16 protein-coding genes and 1 riboswitch are annotated in these 20,341 nt (G+C 39.1%); of the genes, 10 read left to right on the plus strand and 6 right to left on the minus strand.

Annotated elements, in window-relative coordinates:
- Positions 1-307: 307 nt before the first annotated feature.
- From QLQ22_RS05595 to QLQ22_RS05615, 5 genes are all read left to right on the plus strand, one after another.
- Positions 308-1,264: an NAD-dependent epimerase/dehydratase family protein gene (locus tag QLQ22_RS05595; protein ID WP_284016186.1), complete on the plus strand. Its 957-nt coding sequence runs from the start codon at positions 308-310 to the stop codon at positions 1,262-1,264.
- Between the two features lie 366 nt (positions 1,265-1,630).
- The gene (locus QLQ22_RS05600) at positions 1,631-2,023 is read left to right on the plus strand and encodes an RNA polymerase sigma factor (protein ID WP_284016187.1); all 393 of its coding nucleotides are present in this window, start codon (positions 1,631-1,633) and stop codon (positions 2,021-2,023) included.
- Positions 2,024-2,039: 16 nt separating this feature from the next.
- Entirely contained in the window at positions 2,040-3,119 is a 1,080-nt protein-coding gene (locus tag QLQ22_RS05605; protein ID WP_284016188.1) for a caspase family protein, read from the plus strand.
- Complete coding sequence (locus QLQ22_RS05610) at positions 3,112-3,372, plus strand: hypothetical protein (RefSeq protein ID WP_284016189.1); 261 nt, start codon at positions 3,112-3,114, stop codon at positions 3,370-3,372. Before QLQ22_RS05605 ends, QLQ22_RS05610 begins: the two co-directional genes overlap by 8 nt.
- Before the next feature lie 159 nt (positions 3,373-3,531).
- A complete protein-coding gene (locus tag QLQ22_RS05615) occupies positions 3,532-5,658 on the plus strand; it encodes a type IA DNA topoisomerase (protein WP_284016190.1) in 2,127 nt (708 codons plus the stop codon).
- 246 nt (positions 5,659-5,904) lie between these two features.
- Here the strand turns inward: QLQ22_RS05615 and QLQ22_RS05620 are convergent, their stop codons facing one another.
- Entirely contained in the window at positions 5,905-6,969 is a 1,065-nt protein-coding gene (locus tag QLQ22_RS05620) for a M14 family zinc carboxypeptidase (RefSeq protein WP_252208201.1), read from the minus strand.
- 353 nt (positions 6,970-7,322) lie between these two features.
- Here QLQ22_RS05620 and QLQ22_RS05625 point away from each other — a divergent pair, with 353 nt between their 5' ends.
- Entirely contained in the window at positions 7,323-8,486 is a 1,164-nt protein-coding gene (locus QLQ22_RS05625) for a DUF418 domain-containing protein (RefSeq protein ID WP_223440293.1), read from the plus strand.
- On the opposite strand, the gene QLQ22_RS05630 is transcribed toward QLQ22_RS05625, so the two are convergent.
- Positions 8,483-8,656 carry an aspartyl-phosphate phosphatase Spo0E family protein gene (locus QLQ22_RS05630; RefSeq protein WP_223440294.1) on the minus strand — a complete coding sequence of 58 codons (174 nt, stop codon included), beginning with the start codon at positions 8,654-8,656 and terminating at the stop codon, positions 8,483-8,485. The two genes, QLQ22_RS05625 and QLQ22_RS05630, sit on opposite strands and share 4 nt — an antisense overlap.
- A gap of 399 nt (positions 8,657-9,055) precedes the next feature.
- Between QLQ22_RS05630 and QLQ22_RS05635 the strand changes: the two genes are divergently transcribed.
- Positions 9,056-9,961, plus strand: coding sequence for a fumarylacetoacetate hydrolase family protein (locus QLQ22_RS05635; protein ID WP_223440295.1), 906 nt, complete (start codon positions 9,056-9,058; stop codon positions 9,959-9,961).
- Positions 9,962-10,266: 305 nt separating this feature from the next.
- Here QLQ22_RS05635 and QLQ22_RS05640 read toward each other — a convergent pair whose 3' ends face one another.
- Entirely contained in the window at positions 10,267-11,457 is a 1,191-nt protein-coding gene (locus QLQ22_RS05640; protein WP_223440296.1) for an ornithine--oxo-acid transaminase, read from the minus strand.
- Positions 11,458-11,638: 181 nt separating this feature from the next.
- On the opposite strand from QLQ22_RS05640, the gene QLQ22_RS05645 reads away from it, so the two are divergent.
- The gene (locus QLQ22_RS05645) at positions 11,639-11,998 is read left to right on the plus strand and encodes a YisL family protein (RefSeq protein WP_223440297.1); all 360 of its coding nucleotides are present in this window, start codon (positions 11,639-11,641) and stop codon (positions 11,996-11,998) included.
- Between the two features lie 94 nt (positions 11,999-12,092).
- On the opposite strand, the gene QLQ22_RS05650 is transcribed toward QLQ22_RS05645, so the two are convergent.
- The gene (locus QLQ22_RS05650) at positions 12,093-12,659 is read right to left on the minus strand and encodes a DUF2777 family protein (RefSeq protein ID WP_223440299.1); all 567 of its coding nucleotides are present in this window, start codon (positions 12,657-12,659) and stop codon (positions 12,093-12,095) included.
- 263 nt (positions 12,660-12,922) lie between these two features.
- Between QLQ22_RS05650 and asnB the strand changes: the two genes are divergently transcribed.
- The gene (gene asnB, locus QLQ22_RS05655) at positions 12,923-14,773 is read left to right on the plus strand and encodes an asparagine synthase (glutamine-hydrolyzing) (protein ID WP_223440300.1); all 1,851 of its coding nucleotides are present in this window, start codon (positions 12,923-12,925) and stop codon (positions 14,771-14,773) included.
- Between the two features lie 1,479 nt (positions 14,774-16,252).
- Positions 16,253-16,360, plus strand: a riboswitch (SAM riboswitch).
- Between the two features lie 67 nt (positions 16,361-16,427).
- Positions 16,428-17,246, plus strand: coding sequence for a MetQ/NlpA family ABC transporter substrate-binding protein (locus QLQ22_RS05660; protein WP_284016191.1), 819 nt, complete (start codon positions 16,428-16,430; stop codon positions 17,244-17,246).
- Between the two features lie 94 nt (positions 17,247-17,340).
- On the opposite strand, the gene QLQ22_RS05665 is transcribed toward QLQ22_RS05660, so the two are convergent.
- Positions 17,341-18,624 carry an ammonium transporter gene (locus QLQ22_RS05665; protein ID WP_284016192.1) on the minus strand — a complete coding sequence of 428 codons (1,284 nt, stop codon included), beginning with the start codon at positions 18,622-18,624 and terminating at the stop codon, positions 17,341-17,343.
- Between the two features lie 255 nt (positions 18,625-18,879).
- A complete protein-coding gene (locus QLQ22_RS05670) occupies positions 18,880-20,244 on the minus strand; it encodes an MATE family efflux transporter (protein WP_284016193.1) in 1,365 nt (454 codons plus the stop codon).
- Between the last annotated feature and the right edge of the window lie 97 nt (positions 20,245-20,341).

Here is a 20,341-nt window from a genome sequence, read left to right on the forward strand (position 1 = left end):
CAATCACTAACTAAAATTTGAAATATAGGAAATACCTTTAACTTTTTTCTGATGTGTTCTAGTTGATTTAAAGGAGATGATAGCCATGTGAAACAAAAAAATTATTCTTTTAACAACTTCAATAATATTAGGCATAATAGCCATTGAGACATTATTATTTTTCATTTTAAAATGAGTAAAAGAAAATTGGTAGGCATAAATCACTAACTAAGTTTTTTTTAAATTAATTGTAATTGATCAATCACTAACTAAGGATTTTTTAATAAAATTTAATTGATTAATCACTAAATAAAAGGAGAGGTAAAAAATGAATAAAGCAATCGTATTAGGAGCAACTGGCGGGACTGGTCAAGTAATTGTTACAGAACTATTATCCAGAGGAATAGAAGTGATTGCATTTGGACGGTCTGAAAATAAATTAAAGGATTTAATCACACAACACCATTCTACACCATTGTTAACATACAAACTTGGCGATATCTTTGAATATCAAACCATTGTCGAAGCAGCAGTTGATGCGGATGTAATATTTCAGTGTGCAAATGTTCAATATCATGAAATGGCTGATAAACTACATTTACTTGGAGAAAGTGTGATGAAAGCAGCAGATATTTTAGGCAAGAAAATTGTAATAGTTGATGGAATTTATGTCTACGGCCGCCAAATTGCAAAAGGAGATGAAAATCATTTAAAACAACCTCATACAAAAAAAGGGAGTATTAGGGTAGAATTTGAGAATTTAGTATTTGATAAGAAATGGAAGAATGCAAAAGCATTAATTGTAAGATTACCGGATTATTATGGTGTAACTTCTCAAAATTCTTATTTACAACCTACATTGACGGGGCTAGCTGCAGATAAAATATCTGTTTTTATAGGCAATTTAAAAACACCAAGAGAATATGTTTATTTACCAGATGCAGCTAAGATGATTGTGGAAATAGCAATCAAAGATGATTCCTATGGGGAAAATTGGAATATTCCTGGCGGAGGATTGATTACAGGAAAAGAAATAATAAAAATTGCACACGAAATAACTGGAAATAGAAAATTAGTCATTCCTTTAAACAAAAATGCAATTCGAATCATTGGCTTATTTGATCCAGTTATGAGGGAAGCAGTAGAAATAATGTATCTTACAGAGGAAGGATTTATTCTAAGTGGTGAAAAATATGAAAATAGAATAGGGAAAATTGCAGCAACACCATATAAAGAAGGACTAGAGGAAACGTTAAAACTGTTAATGAAAAAAGGAAAATCTTAAAACGACATTTTAAACAATGATTCTTCCGCAATCGGGCGCATTTCTGGAATAAGGAAAGCGTCCGTTTCCATGTTTCCCAACAACTTCGAGCTTTTACAATAAAGTAAATCTATTAGATTGTTGAATAACCATCGTATAAAATCTACTCTTCCTGTTCATACTAGTCTCAAGATTAAATATTGAATTATAGGTGGAATTTATAGATATTAGTTTTATAATGTCTCTCTTTATCACTAAAGGCAGCACTACTTCTAAAGTAATGCTGCCTTTTAATCTAATTGGAAAAATTTCCTTATTTTGAAAAAATTAAAAAAATGAACCTCCAGGTTCTCTATTGGTAATAAGTAAGTGAAAGGAGGCATTATTTTGGATGAGACAATATTAATTAAAAGAGCTTTAAAAGGAGATGACGATGCTTTTAACACTTTATTAACGCCATATATAAAGCGAGCTCATCAAACTGCTTATTTACTTTTAAATGAATATACTCTTGCGGAAGATGCCGTACAAGAAGCACTTATTCAAACTTATTCTTCACTAAAAAGGTATGACTCTAATAAAGCTTCTTTTAAAACGTGGTTTAATCGAATTGTTGTAAATTGTTCTTTAAAGCAAAAAAGAAAAAAACGTTCTCATATTCAACTGAAAGACATTTATCCAAGTGATGAAAACGCAGAGATAGACTATGTTCTTAAAGAAGAAGAACATTCCATTTTTACTGCAGTAAGTTCTCTTAAAGAAAAGTATCAAACAATTTGATAATGCATTATCAACAATGGCATCAATTATAAATGAAGATGATGTTCTGCTTTTTTATTTTTCTGGGAATGGTCAAAATTTTGATCAACAACATCATCTTATATTAAGTGACGATTTTATAAGCACAAACGAGTTAATAAAGAAATTAGAAAAAGTTCCTGCAAAAAGTAAAGTAGTATTTTTAGATTGTTGTTATTCTGGTAATTATTCAATTGAAGACCCAGTAAATCCAGAAGTTAATCAAATGATTGCAGACTTTCAAGGAAAAGGTTACGCAGTTTTCTCCTCAAGTAATGCGGAACAAGTCTCATATGGACATCCGGATAAACCGATTAGTATCTTTACAAGTTTTTTATGTGAAACATTTGAAAACAAATTGATTGTTAAAAAAGGTAGAGTTTCTTTAAAAGATATACATAAACTGGTAAATATTTATTTGGATGTTTGGAATAAAAGAAATCCTACATTGCAACAAAATCCAATTTTCAAAAGAAATATGGAGGGAACTATTTTCTTTAAGGTTGATGATTACAAACCTTTCAATACAGTGAAGATATATTTCGAAAGCAATCAATATATCATTTATGAAGTTGAACCAGTGCATACTGGGAAATGTAAAAGATATGGAGTAAAGGTCATTCTAAAAGAACCACTTTCCTTTGAAGAGATCTCTAAAGTATCCATTGAAATAAGGGATAAAATTAAAACGGCTGAAGGATATAAAAATCAAAGAAGTTCTGAAAGGTGGAATGGTAAATTAGCCAATATAGTATGGATATATTTTGGCTTTGATGAAAGTGACATGAAAAGAGGTAATTTCATATGGCATACGACTTGGTGTGATGATAATCAGAACAAAGATTGGTGGTATAATATAGATGGTTCAAACAAGTTTATTATAAAAGACACACATTTTAATGTGCATGCTTATTATGAAAGCCTCAAAACTCTTAATCAGGATAACACAGGTAACAAAGAAGAATTAATGTTAGCTGTAAAAGAAATATCTAGAACAATGTTAAAATCAGCTGAAGAAGTAATTAGTCTTTATAATGAATATACGAACGGATTAATTTCAGAAGCAAAATTTGGTTGAGCAAATAGCGCCTGCACTTTCTAAAATTGAAGAATTTTTCATGGCAAGTACAGAATCAGAACTCGCGCCTAATGATTTATATGACTGGATGCAAGCTTACTCAAATATTTTTGCAACAATTCATGACTTTACATTTTGTTATAACAAAAAACATATATCACAACGTACACCTGAAAATAGAAAAGCCTGTATGGAAATGACTATTAAAAATTACTATACTGAGTTAGAAGAAATAGTAGAATTAGAAAGTTAGAAGATTTATAACTTTTTAACGAAGTAAAATTAAAAAGCGTCAAATAATGTTCGCATTTCTGGGCGTGATATTATTTGACGCTTACTTGTTTGACTTATTAAAAAAGTCGAACAAGACTTATACCTTATAATATATAGAATAAAGGAGATTGACCTATAAATGGGATGCGTATTAATCTTGGCAGAAAAACCTGATCAGGGGCGTAAACTCGCTGCTCCATTTCCTTTTGTTAAAAGAGAAGGATACTTGGAGATTGGGTCATGCTCTGCTTTTCCAAATGGTGCGAAGGTCACGTGGGCAATCGGCCATTTAGTTGAGCTTAAAAATCCGGATGAATATAAAGATGAATGGAAAAAGTGGAGGCTTGAAACTCTGCCGATTATTCCAGACCAGTTTTTGTATAAAGTAAGTAAAGGAAAAGTGAAGCAATATAAGATTGTTAAAGATCTATTAAAAGAAGCGGACGAAATTATTATCGGAACAGATCCGGCACGGGAAGGTGAAAACATCGCACGCCTGCTGATCATGATGGCTGGAGCAAACCAAAAGCCGATAAAACGGCTCTGGACCTCTTCTTTGACAGAGAATGCGATCATAAAAGGCTTTAACGAGCTGTATGACGGCAGCAAAACCATTCATCTGTTCCACGAAGCACAGGCCCGGCAAATATCGGACTGGCTTGTCGGATTAAATGCAAGCAGGCTCTATACCCTTCATCTTCAAAAAAAGGGGATCCGCGATGTGTTCAGTGTCGGCCGTGTGCAAACCCCTGTATTAAAATTAATTTATGACAGGCAAAAAGAAATCGAGAATTTTAAACCAGAACCTTTCTTCGAGCTTCAGGCAGCCTTCAAGGTCGAGAACGGGGAGTATACAGGCAAGCTGAAAGGCCGATTTAAAACATCTGAAGAGTTGTTTGCAGCAGTAGCACCTGATATAACGGAAAATCAGAAAACGTATGATGCAAGGGTTAAAAGCACCGAAGTTGCTGAAAAACGTGTGCCTTCGCCTAAGCTTCACAGTTTGTCCACCCTGCAGGCAAAGCTGAATAAACAAAGGAAATTGAGTCCGAGCCAGGTGTTGAAAACGGCTCAATCTTTGTATGAAAAAGGATATATTTCTTATCCCCGGACGGATTCGCAATATATTACAGATGAAGAGTTCAGTTACATCAAAGCAAACATCAGCCAGTATCAGCAGGCACTTTCCCTGTCTTTTAACCCTGTGCGCCTTCATCCATCCAAAAGATATGTAGATTCTAAGCGTGTCAGCGATCACTATGCCATCGTGCCGACTGAAAAAAAAGTCAGTCCTTCTGTTTTTAACTCTTTTAGCTATGAACAAAAATCCGTCTACGAAGAGGTAATCAAAACGGTACTTGGAATGTTCATGGATGACTATGTATTTGATGAAACAACCATTGTCACTTCTATTGGAAAAAATGAGTTCATCAGTAAAGGAAAAACAATGAAAAATCGGGGATGGAAGTCGCTGTATCAAAAGGAACCCGTTGAAGCGGATGAAAAAAAAGAAGATCAAATGCTTCCGAAAGTAACCAACGGTGAAGCAGCCGTTGCCTCTGTAAAAGTAAAGGATGGCATGACACAGCCGCCTAAACCTTACACTCAGGGCCAGCTGATTACCCTTATGAAAACTGCAGGCAAACATGTTGAAGACAAGGAAATGAGAGAAGCGCTGAACAGCACCGAAGGCCTTGGAACAGAAGCAACACGCTCTGGAATTATTGATACCTTGCTGATGAGAAAATTTATTGAAGTCAAAAAGAACGAGGTTTTTGTTACAGGGAAAGGAGAAATTCTCTGTGAAGCTGTTGAGGGTACACTGCTTTCCAAACCAGAAATGACGGCTAAATGGGAGGTTTATCTGAAAGGAATCGGCAGCGGTGAAAAGTCAAAAGATGTCTTCATTGATACTGCAAAAAAATTCTGTTTCACATTGCTGGATCAGGCAAGTGTAAGTATGGAGAAATTAGAAGTGACTGCACAGCCGGCTGCTGCAGACACAAGAGAAGCCATCTGTCTTTGTCCTGCATGTAAAACGGGCAGCATCATGGACCGCAAAACTTTTTATGGGTGCACGGATTACAAAACTGGCTGCAAACAGACGTTTCCGAAAAAGCTTTTGGGAAAATCTATTTCGGCGGCGCAAATTAAACAGCTTTGCCTTAAAGGAAAAACGAACAAGCTGAAAGGCTTTAAAGGGAAGAAACCATTTGATGCAAGCCTTGTCCTTAAAGAAGGGAAGATCGAATTTTCATTCTCATAAATCACTCATTAAAATCCCTGGTCTTTCATTAATCAGCCTATAATTTTCGCTGAAAATGAAGGGAGAGCAGGCCGCAGCATAAGCTGTGCTATGGCAACAGAACGGCGTCAATCCAGAAGATATTTTGAAGCTTGCAGATCAGGCGCTGTATGTTTCTTAGACTTCGGGAAAAGATAGATGAGTTTTGTACAAAAGAAAAACGCTTAGGGAATCGTTCCTAAGCGTTTTTTCAATCAACTCAAATCCTTATTCGTCTGATTCTTCACCAGAACGGCTTTTTTGAGTCGGAAGTGTATCCCAAAAGCTTACATCCGCATTCTCGATTGATCCGTCTGCGATGGCTCTGACTGTAGAGTCAAGCGTTGTGATCGTTTGTTTAATCAGGTAGCCATTGCTTTTTTGTCCAAGCGCATAGGATTCAATATAGTGATCGGACATTCCGCGCATTTCAAACAGAAGAGTAGAAATGCCATAACGGACAGCTGCTCCGTTGCGTCCGATATTTTGACCGCTGCCTCCATCGTATTTGCCAATATGGCCCCAGCCAGTGTTTTCAATAGAATGATAGACAACCGATCCCAGTTTTTTGGAACGCTCAAGAACATCAGCATCGACATTAGAATTAGTCGGATGCAGAATTGATCCTGATACAAGCTCCCCCTCTGTTTCACTTAGTGTTCCTTGATGATGAAGGTCTATCATGTAATCAATCTTGTACTTTTCAAACACATTTTCATATAAAGCTTTAACTTCTGCCTGCATGCTGCCAATCGGTTTATCATGCTCCCGGTTTAAATCAATCTCATTTGCATTATACCGGGTTAAATGGCGGCCGCCATCAGCTAAATAGTTATCCAGTGAAAAATTCACATCACCCATGGCACCGTCAGCATTTAGCATTGGAATGACCAGGATATTCACATTCTCTAGAATACCTTTTGTTTTATTGGTGCCTAAGTGTTTGATGAATTCAAGGGCTCCCTCTGTTGTCAGCTGCTCGTTGCCGTGCTGCTGTGTTAAAAAGAGAATAGTAGGGTTGTCCGGGTTTGATATGTATTTTGCTAAGTAAATATCCCGGCCTTTTACTGTTTGGCCGATGATTTCAAGCTGCATGGCCTCCTGCTTGGCATCTTGTGTTTTTAAATAGTCTACCATGCTGTCATAAGTATGAAGAATGGATGTTTGGATTGATCCATTCCCTGCGCCAGGTCCATTGCCGACTGCACTTACTGGTGAAGAAACAACGGAAATAGCGCTAATTGCCATAAGACCGGATAGAGAAACAGACAATACTTTCTTTTTAAGATTCATTGAAATCCTCCAAATGTTTAATGATAAATAATTCGTTATGCGAAATATTTATACTTATATGCTATCTTCTAAAGGTTTCTTTGTTAATAAAAGGTTAGTCCTGTTGTTTTGACAGTTTATTCTGGGTATTAAGGCGATAAAATCAGATTTATGGGCATTTTATATGAAAATAGTAACTGATATCGCGTTTTTTATACTGGAGGAAATACCTATAAATAATCTTTCATTCAATTCTGCAAAAAAAATGTCGAAAGGAAATAGTCATGAGGATATGTAATAAGAAAAAGGGCGTTTATAGACTTGTAAAGCAATGTGATATGATATTTTGTAACTAGAAGAAATTGGAGGATATGATGGATTCATTATACGCAATACATAAAAAAGACCGGCTTCATGTACTTGACATCTTGAGAGGGTTTTCGCTGCTGGGGATTTTATTGGTGAATATGAAATCGTTCCATGAGCCTGCTTTGTACGAAAGCAGCTTTGTAAGCAGTACGACTTCACTGGATAGGCTTATAGAACAATTTATTAATTTATTTGCACAAGCGAGTTTTTATCCGCTTTTCTCGTTTCTTTTCGGTGCGGGAAGTGTGATTTTTTATGAGAGGGCAAAAGAAAAAGGACATTCGTTTGGCCGATATTATTCAAAGAGGCTGATCGGACTTTTCATCATCGGAATACTTCATGCAACTTTGATTTGGCACGGGGACATCCTGATTAATTATGCAATCATTGGGTTTATCTTTATGATTTTTCTTAAATGGAGTGCTGAGCGTCTTATGAAATGGGCACTGTGGATTCTAATCCTGCCGAATGTCCTGATGTCGCTTGCTCTGTTGATTGCATATATGGGGGAACCAGGAAGTCTTGACCCAGGAAAATATGGATCACAGGAAGCGATTCAGCAATCATTGGAGGTTTACCAAACGGGAAATTTTATTGAAATCACGCAGCAGCGGCTGACGGATTGGGCGTATGTAAACAATGCTGAGAATGCTATTTTTCTGATCTTATCGATTCTTCCGCTGTTTATGCTTGGAGCGGCTGCATATAAGAGGGGCTGGTTTCATCAGTCCATGATAAAAGAATGGAAACGGACGGCGATCATTACAGGTGCTGCAGCTGCCGTTTTTAAAGCCATGCCATATTATTGGGATGAAAGTATCCTTACTCAGCATCTGCAATTATCACTTGGAGGGCCTGCTTTAACCCTTTGTTATGTATCGCTTGCCCTGCTGTTTTTATATAAATTCAAATTCAGGCTTGAGCCAATAAGAGCTGCAGGCAGAGGATCACTCAGCAATTATCTGCTGCAATCGATCATATGCACGTTTATCTTTTATTCTTACGGTCTTGGGTTCTATGGTGAAATTTCTGAATGGACTGGTTTCATCCTTGTTCTATTCATTTACGGGATACAGGTGTTTTTAAGTCACCTTTGGTTTAAGCGCAATGCATTTGGACCTGTTGAATGGCTGCTGCGAAAATGGATTTACTTTTCACATCGGGCTTAGTTGACAGCAGACTGAAGGGGCATATGATTTTTAAGCTGCTGTTTAATTTGTTCGATAATCAATAAATCAAGTTCCTGGCTGCAGCGCACGGTTTCTGAGGAGTTCATGCCATAGTCTTTTGCAGCTTCGAATAGCTTTTGTCTGTAGTTTTCAATCTCGTTCAGTGCCATTATCTTTTCTCCAACTTTCATGGTTTAATGTGTCTTGTTTTCAGGCGGGAAATGTACCTGAAATTGTGAAATGGATTCCTGAAAAAGCATGTCTGTATAGGTAATAAACTTATTATACACAGGGTTGTACAAAATGGTTTACATTCGATAAAATAACAAAAAACATTACAGATTTCTACAAAAACCCGTTGTTTTGCGGATTGGGTAGAGTGATTGCTTCATATTTTCAGAATGGAAGCTTGCGCTCTTGCAGCTGCAGATTTTCAAGTTGAAAGTTGACTGGGTTTGAAACTTCACCTGTTTTTTTAGAGGAAATATGTCATTGTTTAGCGAATATTTTACTTTAGAGAAGGCAAGGTACAAGCAAATGTTCAATCAAAGGCAAAATGGGGGAAAACTATGAGACTAGCTACTGCACAGCTTCACGGTCGAACATTCATCGGACTGATTATGGAAGAAAATAAAATTCTCGATATTCAAAGGGCAGAAAAAAAATTGTTTGATTTGACTTCAGCCCCGCAGACGGTTATTGAATGCATTGAAATGGGAGAAAAATTCATCAATCATTTAAAACAGCTCGAACTATGGGTGAAAAAATCAAATGAAACCGAATCTTATTTATATTCATTTTCAGATATCAAATGGCTCGCACCTATCCCGAATCCCCGCAAGAATATTTTTTGCGTCGGAAAGAATTACCGGGAACATGCGATTGAGCTTGGAAGCGAAGCGGATATTCCTGAACATGTTATGCTTTTTTCTAAAGCGCCCACGACAGTGATTGGGCATGAAGAACCGATTGATCCGCATTTGCATCTTACAAGAGAACTTGATTATGAAGGGGAACTTGCGGTTATTATCGGGAAAAAAGGAAAACTCATTTCTGAAGAGGAAGCCATGGATTATGTGTATGGCTATACCATTATTAATGATGTAACGGCGAGAGACCTGCAAACAAGGCATAAACAATTTTTGCTCGGTAAAAGCCTCGATACATCATGTCCGATGGGTCCTTACATTGTACATAAATCAGCTGTGCCGGATCCATATACACTGAATCTGATGACAAAGGTGAACGGGGAAGTAAGGCAGAATGGACATACGAAAGACATGATCTTTCCAATAGAAAAGGTGATCTCCACGATCTCGCAGGGAACAACACTTGAGCCGGGGGATATCATTGCTACGGGAACACCTGCAGGCGTCGGCAAAGGGTTTAAGCCGGCTAAATATTTAAAGCCGGGTGATGTTGTAGAAATTACGATCGACAATATAGGTACACTCTGGAATAAGATTGGAGAATAAATGAAACACGCCAGTGGAACTGCTGGTGTGTTTTTAATAGGAGGAAACATATAAAAGCTGTTTTTTATGGCGGATCGATCGGCAATGGGAATATGATAGAGACCCTGAGAATTGTGGTGGATCCATATAAATGGAAAGATTTCATCCAAAATAAGAAAATCAGGCCAAATAGGTAAGGGAAACGTTCTGTTATACGAAGACTTTAAAAGACTAATAGAGCATTTAATGCATTTAATTATTTAAACTTTGCTCCTCAAACAAAAACAGTGTTAATCCAAGGACGATTAACACTGTTTAAAGAACTATTAGGCGAGAACCTTTTTCACTTTTTCAATCGCCCAGTCAAGATCTTCTTTTGAGATGACAAGCGGCGGTGCAAAGCGGATCACTGTTTCGTGCGTTTCTTTGCAGAGAAGTCCTTCTTCTTTAAGCTTTTCGCAGTACGGGCGTGCTGATTCAGTCAGTTCCAAGCCGATGAATAAGCCTTTGCCCCGTACTTCTTTAATAATCGGATTTTCAATTTCGCGCAGGCGGTCCTGCATGTAGCTTCCAAGTTCCAATGAGCGCTCAGAAAGTTTTTCATCAACAAGCACATCCAAGGCTGCAATGGAAACAGCACATGCCAGCGGATTACCGCCGAATGTTGAACCGTGTGATCCTGGCTCAAAAACGCCAAGTACATCTTTATTAGCGGCTACACATGAGATCGGGAAAACACCTCCGCCGAGTGCTTTTCCAAGAATATACATATCCGGTTTAACATCTTCCCAGTCACAGGCAAACAATTTTCCCGAGCGGCCAAGTCCTGCCTGGATTTCGTCTGCCACATAAAGGACGCTGTTTTCTTTACAGATGTCATATGCAGCCTTCAGGAAGCCTTCTTCAGGAATGTGAATGCCTGCTTCGCCCTGAATTGGTTCAAAGATGAAAGCGGCTGTATTTGGCGTAATTGCCTCTTTGAGCGCTTCCAAATTGCCGAATGGAATCACTTTAATGCCAGGAAGCATAGGGCCGAAGCCGCGTTTGTATTCTTCGCTTGAGCTCATTGATACCGCTGTCATTGTACGGCCATGGAAATTCTCCTCGCATACAATAATCTCTGCTTGATCTGACGGAACACCCTTTACATCGTAAGCCCAGCGGCGAACGGTTTTAACGGCTGTTTCGACTGCCTCTGCGCCTGTATTCATTGGAAGAACCATTTCTTTTCCTGTAAGATTAGAAACCTTTTCATACCACGGACCAAGCTGATCGTTGTGGAAGGCTCTTGATGTTAAAGTGATTTTATCTGCCTGCTCCTTTAGAGCAGCAATAATTTTTGGATGACGGTGTCCTTGGTTTACAGCAGAATAGGCGCTGAGCATGTCCATATACTTGTTGCCTTCAGGATCTTCTACCCAAACTCCTTCTGCCTTTGAAATAACGATTGGCAGCGGATGATAATTGTTTGCTCCATATTTTTCAGTCAGGTCGATGATTTGTACTGATTTTGACACAATATCTCCTCCGAATACGATTAAGTCTGGAAATACATAAATCTAGCATTCCCTCATGTACTACAATATCCTACCTTTTTTAAGAAAACAATAGACAAGTCAATGCGCTTACATTTCATTTTTTATAGGCATTCATGATACTATATGGATGGGAAGTTATGAAAAAGAGGAGGATTTACCAATGACTACACACTTACATATTACGACATGGGTTGTCGCACTTATTCTATTTTTTGTCGCGAACTCCCTCTTTAAGTCGGGAAAAGAAAAACCTTTCAAAATTGTGCACATGACTTTAAGACTTTTCTATTTATTGATCATCGCTTCAGGCCTGCAGTTATTACTCAGTTTGGCAGTTATCAGCGGCGAATATATCGGAAAAGCAATTCTTGGCATCTACGTGATTGCGATGATGGAAATGATCCTTGTTCGAGCTAAAAAGAGAAAGCCGACACGCGTTTTCTGGATTCAGTTTGTGATTGTTCTGATTGTCGTGATTTTGCTGGGACTGCGTTTGCCAATCGGTTTAAGATTATTTTAATGGAAAGAACCTCTGCCGGGTGCAGAGGTTCTTTTTATAGCTTGAATTTGTTTTCGGATAAGCAGAGATGAATAGAGCAAACCGTATTTTGCAGCTATTGCTGCATCTGTGTTAAAATCGCCCTTTTTCCCGTGCAAGTTGTAAATTCAAAACGGTCTTCATTCTTGCTGCCCCTAGAAAAGTGATGCTGTACTCCGCAAATGGCCTCTTCGTTGTCAAATTGAAAGAAAGAAACCCCTTTTTTATCCGTTTTTCCGTCCTGAAAAACCATATGATTATAGCTGTATATACAATCATGGATAGAGAATGACAAAGCATTCAGCTTAGCTGTAAAAGCAAGAAAAGAATCGTCACTGGATTCCTTCAGCATATATTCTAATGCGAAAGGCACCTTTTTTTGAATGCGCAGCGTATCATTTGTTTTCAATTGATGGATGCCCATCGGAATAGAAAGCTGTCCATCTTTTAAATAGTTGCCCGTATACCAGCTGTCATTCAGCAATATCTCCAATGATTCATCCTGTTTAAATTGCAGAATGGAAACCTCTTCATGCACATCATCATAAAATAATAATTCCTGATCTTCGCCAATTTCAATTGAACCTGTGACGTGAGCCCGTTCCTGCCGCTCGAGCAGGCGGTGTTTTTGTTTTGAAAGCACCTGAATGAACCTCCCTTAAAATAGATTCTTTATCGTTCGTTTTTTCCATTAAGAGGGAAGTTTATTCAATACACCTTTTTATGGAAAGGAAATTTGTGATCGATTATTCACAGACATTCGGGCTAAACTTGCCAAAAGCACCCCTTTACAAATAAAAACGTGATACGGACAAATCAACTCTTCATAAGTTAAGCATAGGATAGGTACATCTTTTACTGTCTGAGTAAAACTCAGGCTGTTCAAATGGGGGAGATGATAGGCGGATGTGTGGAATAACAGGCTGGGTTCATTACCAGAAAGATCTGCAGCAGCATAAAAATGTCATAACAAATATGGCGGAATGCTTATCAAAGAGGGGACCGGATGATGCGAATGTGTGGGGAGAGCAGCACATTCTTTTTGGCCATAAACGTCTTGTAGTTGTCGATCCTGCAGGAGGAAGACAGCCGATGACCCGCAAAAAAGGAGAAAATACATTTACAATTTGCTACAATGGCGAGCTATATAATACAGAAGATATCCGCCTGGAATTACTAAAGCGGGGGTATACCTTTGCAGGCCATTCTGACACAGAAGTTCTGCTTTCAGCGTACATGGAGTGGAAAGAAGAATGTGTGCATCATTTAAATGGTATTTTTGCCTTTGGGGTTTGGGACTCGGGTAGTGAAAAACTCTTTATTGCAAGAGATCGATTAGGGGTAAAGCCGCTTTTTTATTCAGAGCAGAAGGCATCTCTTATTTTTGGCTCAGAACTGAAGGCAATCCTTGCACATCCTGATCAAAAGGCCGTTCTTGATCGGGAAGGATTAAGTGAGGTATTTGGACTTGGACCTTCCAGAACTCCTGGAATAGGCGTTTTTAAGGGAGTAAAGGAGCTCCGTCCTGCTCATGCAATGACGTTTTCAAAAGAAGGGCTGAAGGTTTGGAGATATTGGAACGTACAAAGCAGAAATCACCTTGATTCTTTTGATGAAACAGTCAGCCGCGTTGGATTTTTAGTCAATGATGCAGTGACTCGCCAGCTTGTTTCGGATGTTCCAGTGTGCACATTTCTTTCAGGAGGACTTGATTCAAGTGCGATCACCGCCATTGCTGCAAAAGAGTTTGAAAAAGAAGGCAAAGGTCCCCTTCACACGTTTTCCATTGATTACGAAGATAATGATAAGTTTTTTAAAGCGAATGAATTTCAGCCAAACTCAGACGCTCCATGGATTGATAAAATGACGGATGCTTTTCAAACGGTTCACCACCGGTCAATCATCACACAGCAGCAGCTTGTTGATTACTTAACGGAAGCCGTTGAAGTCAGAGATCTGCCTGGTATGGCGGATATTGATTCTTCTCTTCTATGGTTCTGCAAAGAAATTAAAAAAGATTTTGTCGTAGGACTGTCAGGGGAATGTGCAGATGAAATATTCGGCGGATATCCGTGGTTTCACAGGCCGCAGGATTTATCCGAAGATGCATTTCCGTGGATGAGATCAACGGATGCGAGGATGAATCTGCTTCGTACAGATTGGCAAAGCAAGCTGAATTTAAAAGAGTACGTGAAAACAAGATACCAGGAAACATTGAAAGAGACACCTCTTCTTGATGGTGAGTCTGAAACGGAATCTAAACGCAGGCAGCTGTTTTATCTCAATATTCTTTGGTTCATGACGACCTTGCTGGACCGGAAAGACCGCATGAGCATGGGAGCGAGTCTCGAAGTCCGTGTTCCGTTTGCGGACCATCGCCTCGTAGAGTATGTTTGGAACATTCCATGGGATATGAAAATGCATGGAAACCGGGAAAAAGGAATTCTCCGCAAAGCATTAGAAGGCGTGCTTCCGGAAGAAGTCCTTTACCGTAAAAAAAGCCCGTATCCAAAAACACATAATCCTCACTATACAAAAGCCGTAAAAACTTGGCTTCAGTCATTGACGAAAAACCAGGATTCTGCCCTTCACGTCTTTTTTGATAAAAAAGCGCTGAACGATATTATCGAATCAGAAGGCAATGCGTTTCAGGCGCCTTGGTACGGACAGCTTATGACAGGTCCACAGCTGCTGGCACACCTTGCGCAGATTCATGTCTGGTTTGAAAAGTACAGAATCAATATCGAGGAATCTTAAAGAGTCAGCTGAAGTAAGCTGGCTTTTTGTTTTTGTGAGCGCGCAGAAATATAGCTGTAACCTATTAAACAGTAAGAAGATCTTTATAAAAAGGATTAAGTTTGAAGGTTGTCCGCAGATCCAAGGAGTGAGCCAATTTAGGGAAATCATACGCTCTCATTGAGTATCCAAATCCAGGATTGAGACTGTAAAGAGGAATCACACGCACTCAATGAGTATCCAAAACCAGGATTGTGCCTGTTTAGGGGAAACATACGCACTCAATGAGTATCCAAAACCAGGATTGAGCCTGTTTAGGGGAATCATACGCACTCTATGAGTATCCAAAACCAGGATTGAGACTGTAAAGAGTAATCACACGCACTCTATGAGTATCCAAAACCCGGATTGTGCCTGTTTAAGGGAAACATACGCACTCTATGAGTATCCAAAACCAGGATTGAGACTGTTTAGGGGAATCATGTGCTCTCTATGAGTATCCAAAACCAGGATTGTGCCTGTTTAGGGGAATCATACGCACTCTATGAGTATCCAAAACCAGGATTGAGAATGTTTAGGGGACATACGCACTCAATGAGTATCCAAAACCAGGATTGAGCCTGTTTAGGGGAATCATACGCTCTCTATGAGTATCCAAAACCAGGATTGAGACTGTAAAGAGGAATCATACGCACTCTATGAGTATCCAAAACCAAGTTTGAGACTGTTTAGGGGAAACATACGCACTCTATGAGTATCCAAAACCAGGAGTGAGAATGTTTAGGGGAATCATACGCACTCAATGAGTATCCAAATCCAGGATTGAGACTGTAAAGAGGAATCACACGCACTCTATGAGTATCCAAAACCAAGTTTGAGAATGTTTAGGGGAATCATGCGCTCTCTATGAGTATCCAAAACTAGGATTGAGACTGTTTAGGGGAATCATACGCACTCTATGAGTATCCAAAACCAAGTTTGAGAATGTTTAGGGGAATCATACGCACTCTATGAGTATCCAAAACCAGGAGTGAGAATGTTTAGGGGAAACATACGCTCTTTATGAGTATCCAAAACCAGGATTGAGCCTGTTTAGGGGAAACATACGCTCTCTATGAGTATCCAAAACCAGGATTGAGACTGTAAAGAGGAATCATACGCACTCAATGAGTATCCAAATCCAGGATTGTGCCTGTTTAGGGGAAACATACGCACTCTATGAGTATCCAAATCCAGGATTAAGCCTGTAAAGAGGAATCATACGCTCTCAATGAGTATCCAAGATTTTCGGCTAGGCTAATAAGAGGGCATGTTAACTTAATAAAATGAGAAATCACAAAATACTGCGTTTTTCAGCTTAATCAAATAAGGGTATGGCAAAATAAAGTATTTATTAATAGATTCTTATCTGTCTGCATCACACTTTTTTGATTATTCTAAAATAATGATTGACAGAATGAAGCTGTGAGTATATTATACAGATATTCGAATTTAATAGCTTGCTTATCAAGAGAGACTGAGGGAACAGGCCCTGCGAAGTCCGGCAACCTCCTTAAATGGAACGGTGCTAAATCCTGCAGAATGATTATTCATTCTGGAAGATAAGTCGTCATACATACGATTCCTCTTTCTGAATGAAAGGGGAATTTTTTGTGTAAAAAAAGGAGGAGAACAAATGAAAAAAACAGTTTTAGCACTTATTGTACTTGTAATGGGAGTATTATCTGCATGCGGAGCAGAAGGCTCAAATGGAGAAAAGAAAAGCATCAAAATTGGAGCATCGGCAGGTCCGTACACGGATATGGTTGAACTGGCGATCAAACCGGGACTTGAGGAAAAAGGATACGAGGTTGAAGTTGTTCAGTTTAATGATTACATTCAGCCAAATCAGGCGCTCGGCAATGATGAGCTTGATGCCAATCTGTTTCAGCATAAAATCTATATGGAAACCTTCGCAAAACAAAGCAAAATGGATTTATCTGAAGTGATTACTGTCCCTACTGCTCCGATGGGGATCTATTCTGACAAAGTCAAATCACTCAGTGAAGTGAAAGAGGGCGCGACCGTCGCCATTCCGAATGATCCAACGAACGCAGCGCGTGCGCTTCAGATTTTGAAAGATGGAGGATTAGTTGAGCTGAATGAAGATGTGAGTCCTATCCAAGTATCTGAAAAAGATGTGACTGAAAATCCAAAAAAATTAACCTTCGTTCCAGTAGAAGCGGCCCAATTGCCAAGAGCGGTGGAAGACACAGACTTGTCAGCTGTACCGGGAAATTTCGCTTTAGCCGCGAAAATGAATCTTGCAGATTCCGTCCAGCTCGAGAATATGAATGATGTGCATCGCAATCGTGTAGTGATGAATACGAAAGATGCAGATTCAGAGCTTGCTAAGGATATTAAAGAAGTTGTTGAATCTGAAGGATTTGAAAAAGCAATTGATAAAAACTTTCAGGGATTCGGAAAACCCGATTGGATGGAACAGAAGAAATAAAGAGAAAAACCACTTCATGGGAAGTGGTTTTCTTTAAAAGAGCTGTTCAATATCTTTTTGCTAAAGCCTCTCCTGAAATTATTCTCCTTTTCTTTCAAGCCGTAGTCTTTTTACCTGAATTGCTTTCTTCAACAGCTGCAAATGATTCAGGATAGCCGTAGCTGCCATGTTCACTCATATCGAGTCCGATCATTTCTTCTTCTTCCGTTACGCGGATTGTGCCCATAACTTGTTTCATCACTTTTAAAATGACGTAGGAGATGACAAACGCGTAAGCAGCGCATGATACGATTCCAATCGCTTGAACACCAAGCTGAGTGAAACCTCCGCCGTAGAATAATCCTGCTAAACCGCCGTTTCGTTCTGCGAGTTCCGGAGTTGCAAAGAAGCCGGTCGATAAAGTTCCCCAGATTCCGGCAGCACCATGAACAGACAGGGCGAAAATCGGATCATCAATTTTAGCTTTATCAAATAGCTTCATGCTGAAATAGACAATGACCCCGCCGATTAATCCAATTACAACAGCTGCCCAAGGAGCAACAAATGCACAGGATGCTGTAATAGCTACAAGTCCTGCCAGTGCGCCATTCAAGGTTGTTGGAATATCCGCTTTTCCTGTCATCATTCGAACAATAATCATTGCAGCAACTGCACCTGCAGCAGCGGCTAGCTGAGTGTTTAATGCTACATAGCCAAAGAATCCGTCTGACACGCCAAATGTGCTTCCTGCGTTAAAACCAAACCATCCAACCCAAAGGATCAGAACTCCTAATGCTGTATACACTTGATTGTGGCCGGATAATTGATTCGTTGTTCCGTCTTTCCCGTATTTCCCTAGCCTTGGTTTAAGGACGATTGTAGCTGCAAGAGCTGCCATTGCGCCAGTTAAATGAACAACAGTAGAGCCTGCGAAGTCCTGTTTGCCTAAATCCTTCAGCCAGCCTGCTCCCCAAATCCAGTGTGCGACAACAGGATAAACCAGGGCTGAAAATAGAACTGCGAAGATTACGTAAGCTGATAATTTAGCACGCTCTGCAAAGCCTCCGAAGGCAATTGTCAATGCAATTGCTGCGAATGCCAGCTGAAAAAAGAAATCAACCGAAGTCGTTAATCCGTCCTGTGCAGGTGCTGCATCTCCATAAAAGAAACTAGATAGACCGATGAATTTATTGCCATCCCCATAAATAAATCCATAGCCGACTGCCCAGAAGACAAGAGATGCAATTCCGATTGTGAAAATGGTTTTGCCGGCAATGTGGCCTGCATTTTTCATTCGGGTAGAACCCGCTTCAAGTAAAATGAAGCCGCCTTGCATAAGCAGAACCAATATTCCTCCAATAATTACCCACAAATTGTCCATTAACACTAAAGCATCCATAAAACACGCTCCTTCTTTCAAAATGGTGAACAAGAAATAAATAAGACCAAAGACAGAGAGATGATTCAAAGTGATGTTAGGAAATATAACACTTGTTGTTATGTTTATTATCATATGCCATGAATATGCAGAAATCAAGTATTTTTCTGAAAATTTAAATAAAAAATATAGGGAGAAAAGACTATAAATAAATGAAGCGATTTCGTTTCCTGTTAATTTTTCTAACATAAAAAAACCTGACTGATTAAGTCAGGTTTATGATACTGCTTTTTGTGATTGTAAAATAAATCCTTTATTCACCCATACTTTTGATCTCCATCGAATTAACATCAGGATGCCCCGAAGCCATTCATCAGCTATAAAAGCCACCCAGATTCCTGCAAGGCCTAATTCAAAATGTATTCCCAAAAGGTATGCGAGCGGAACGCTTATTCCCCACATCGACAGAATTCCCATATAGACAGGAAATTTGACATCTCCTGTTGCCCTTAAAGCGCTGATAATCACAAGATTAAATGCCCTGCCTGGTTCAAGAATAACCGTCAGCAGCAGAATGGTCGCGCCAATTTGCAGAATTTCCGGATTGCTTGTAAAGATTCCGAATAAGAAATCAGTGGAAATACTGAATACAACAGCAATTGCAGTGGACATTCCAATCGCCCAATAAAGTGTATTGATACATCGTTTATAGGCTCTGTCATACTCCCGGGCGCCTGCCATTTGCCCGATAAGAATCTGATTTCCCTGACTGATGGCTAAGCTGAAAAGAAAAATGAACATCATTAAATTTTGAGCATAAACCTTTGTTGTTAACGCTTCAGCTCCAATCATTGTAATAAAAATGGTTATGACAATCTGCGATCCATTGTATGACAAATGTTCACCAGCTGAAGGAACGCCGATTTTAAGCAGATTTTTAAGATGTGATACGGGGAGTTTGAAAACTTGCCGAAATTTTTGTTCAAATGAAATTCGTTTTACAAGAAGATAAGAAATGACGATCAGTCCGATGAATCTAGAAGCAACAGTAGAAAATGCAACACCTTCAACACCAAGAACCGGCAGTCCAAAAGGCCCGTAGATAAAAATATAATTTCCAAAGATATGCAGAATATTCATGCCGATTGTAATGTACATCGTGTCTTTTGTGAAGCCGTAGCTTTTTAAAACGGCACCGATCGTCATAATCAAGGCCTGAATGAAGCATAACCCGCCTACTAAGCGAAGATAATAGTTAGCTTCTGGCAGCAAGTCTGCAGGAAGATTCATCATTTTCAGCATGGATTCGCTGAAAATGATCACAATCAATCCTACCGCAATGCTGAGAATCAAATTGGCTGCAATCGAAATTTGAGAAATCTCAAGCGCACTTTTATTGTTATTTGCACCTATATTTTGAGTGATTAGAACAATGGTGCCAGTTGCAATAAAACCAAACATGACAATCAGTACATTCAAGATCTGGTTAGCAACTCCGACAGCTGCAACAGAATGATCTGAGTATTGACTAAGCATGATGGTATCGGCGCTTCCCATCAGCATATGTAAAAATAATTCAATGAATATAGGCCAAGTAAGAGCGAATAATGTCAATTTTCGATCTTTTATTTTTTGAGGCAAGCAGGGCACTCCCTTCTGAAAAACACTTATAAAATCATTACTAGTTTACATAGGATCTTATATAATAAAAAGAGATGATTTCGATCATTCTTGGAAA

The organism is Metabacillus hrfriensis (assembly GCF_030127205.1).
Classification (GTDB): Bacteria; Bacillota; Bacilli; order Bacillales; family Bacillaceae; genus Bacillus_P; species Bacillus_P dongyingensis.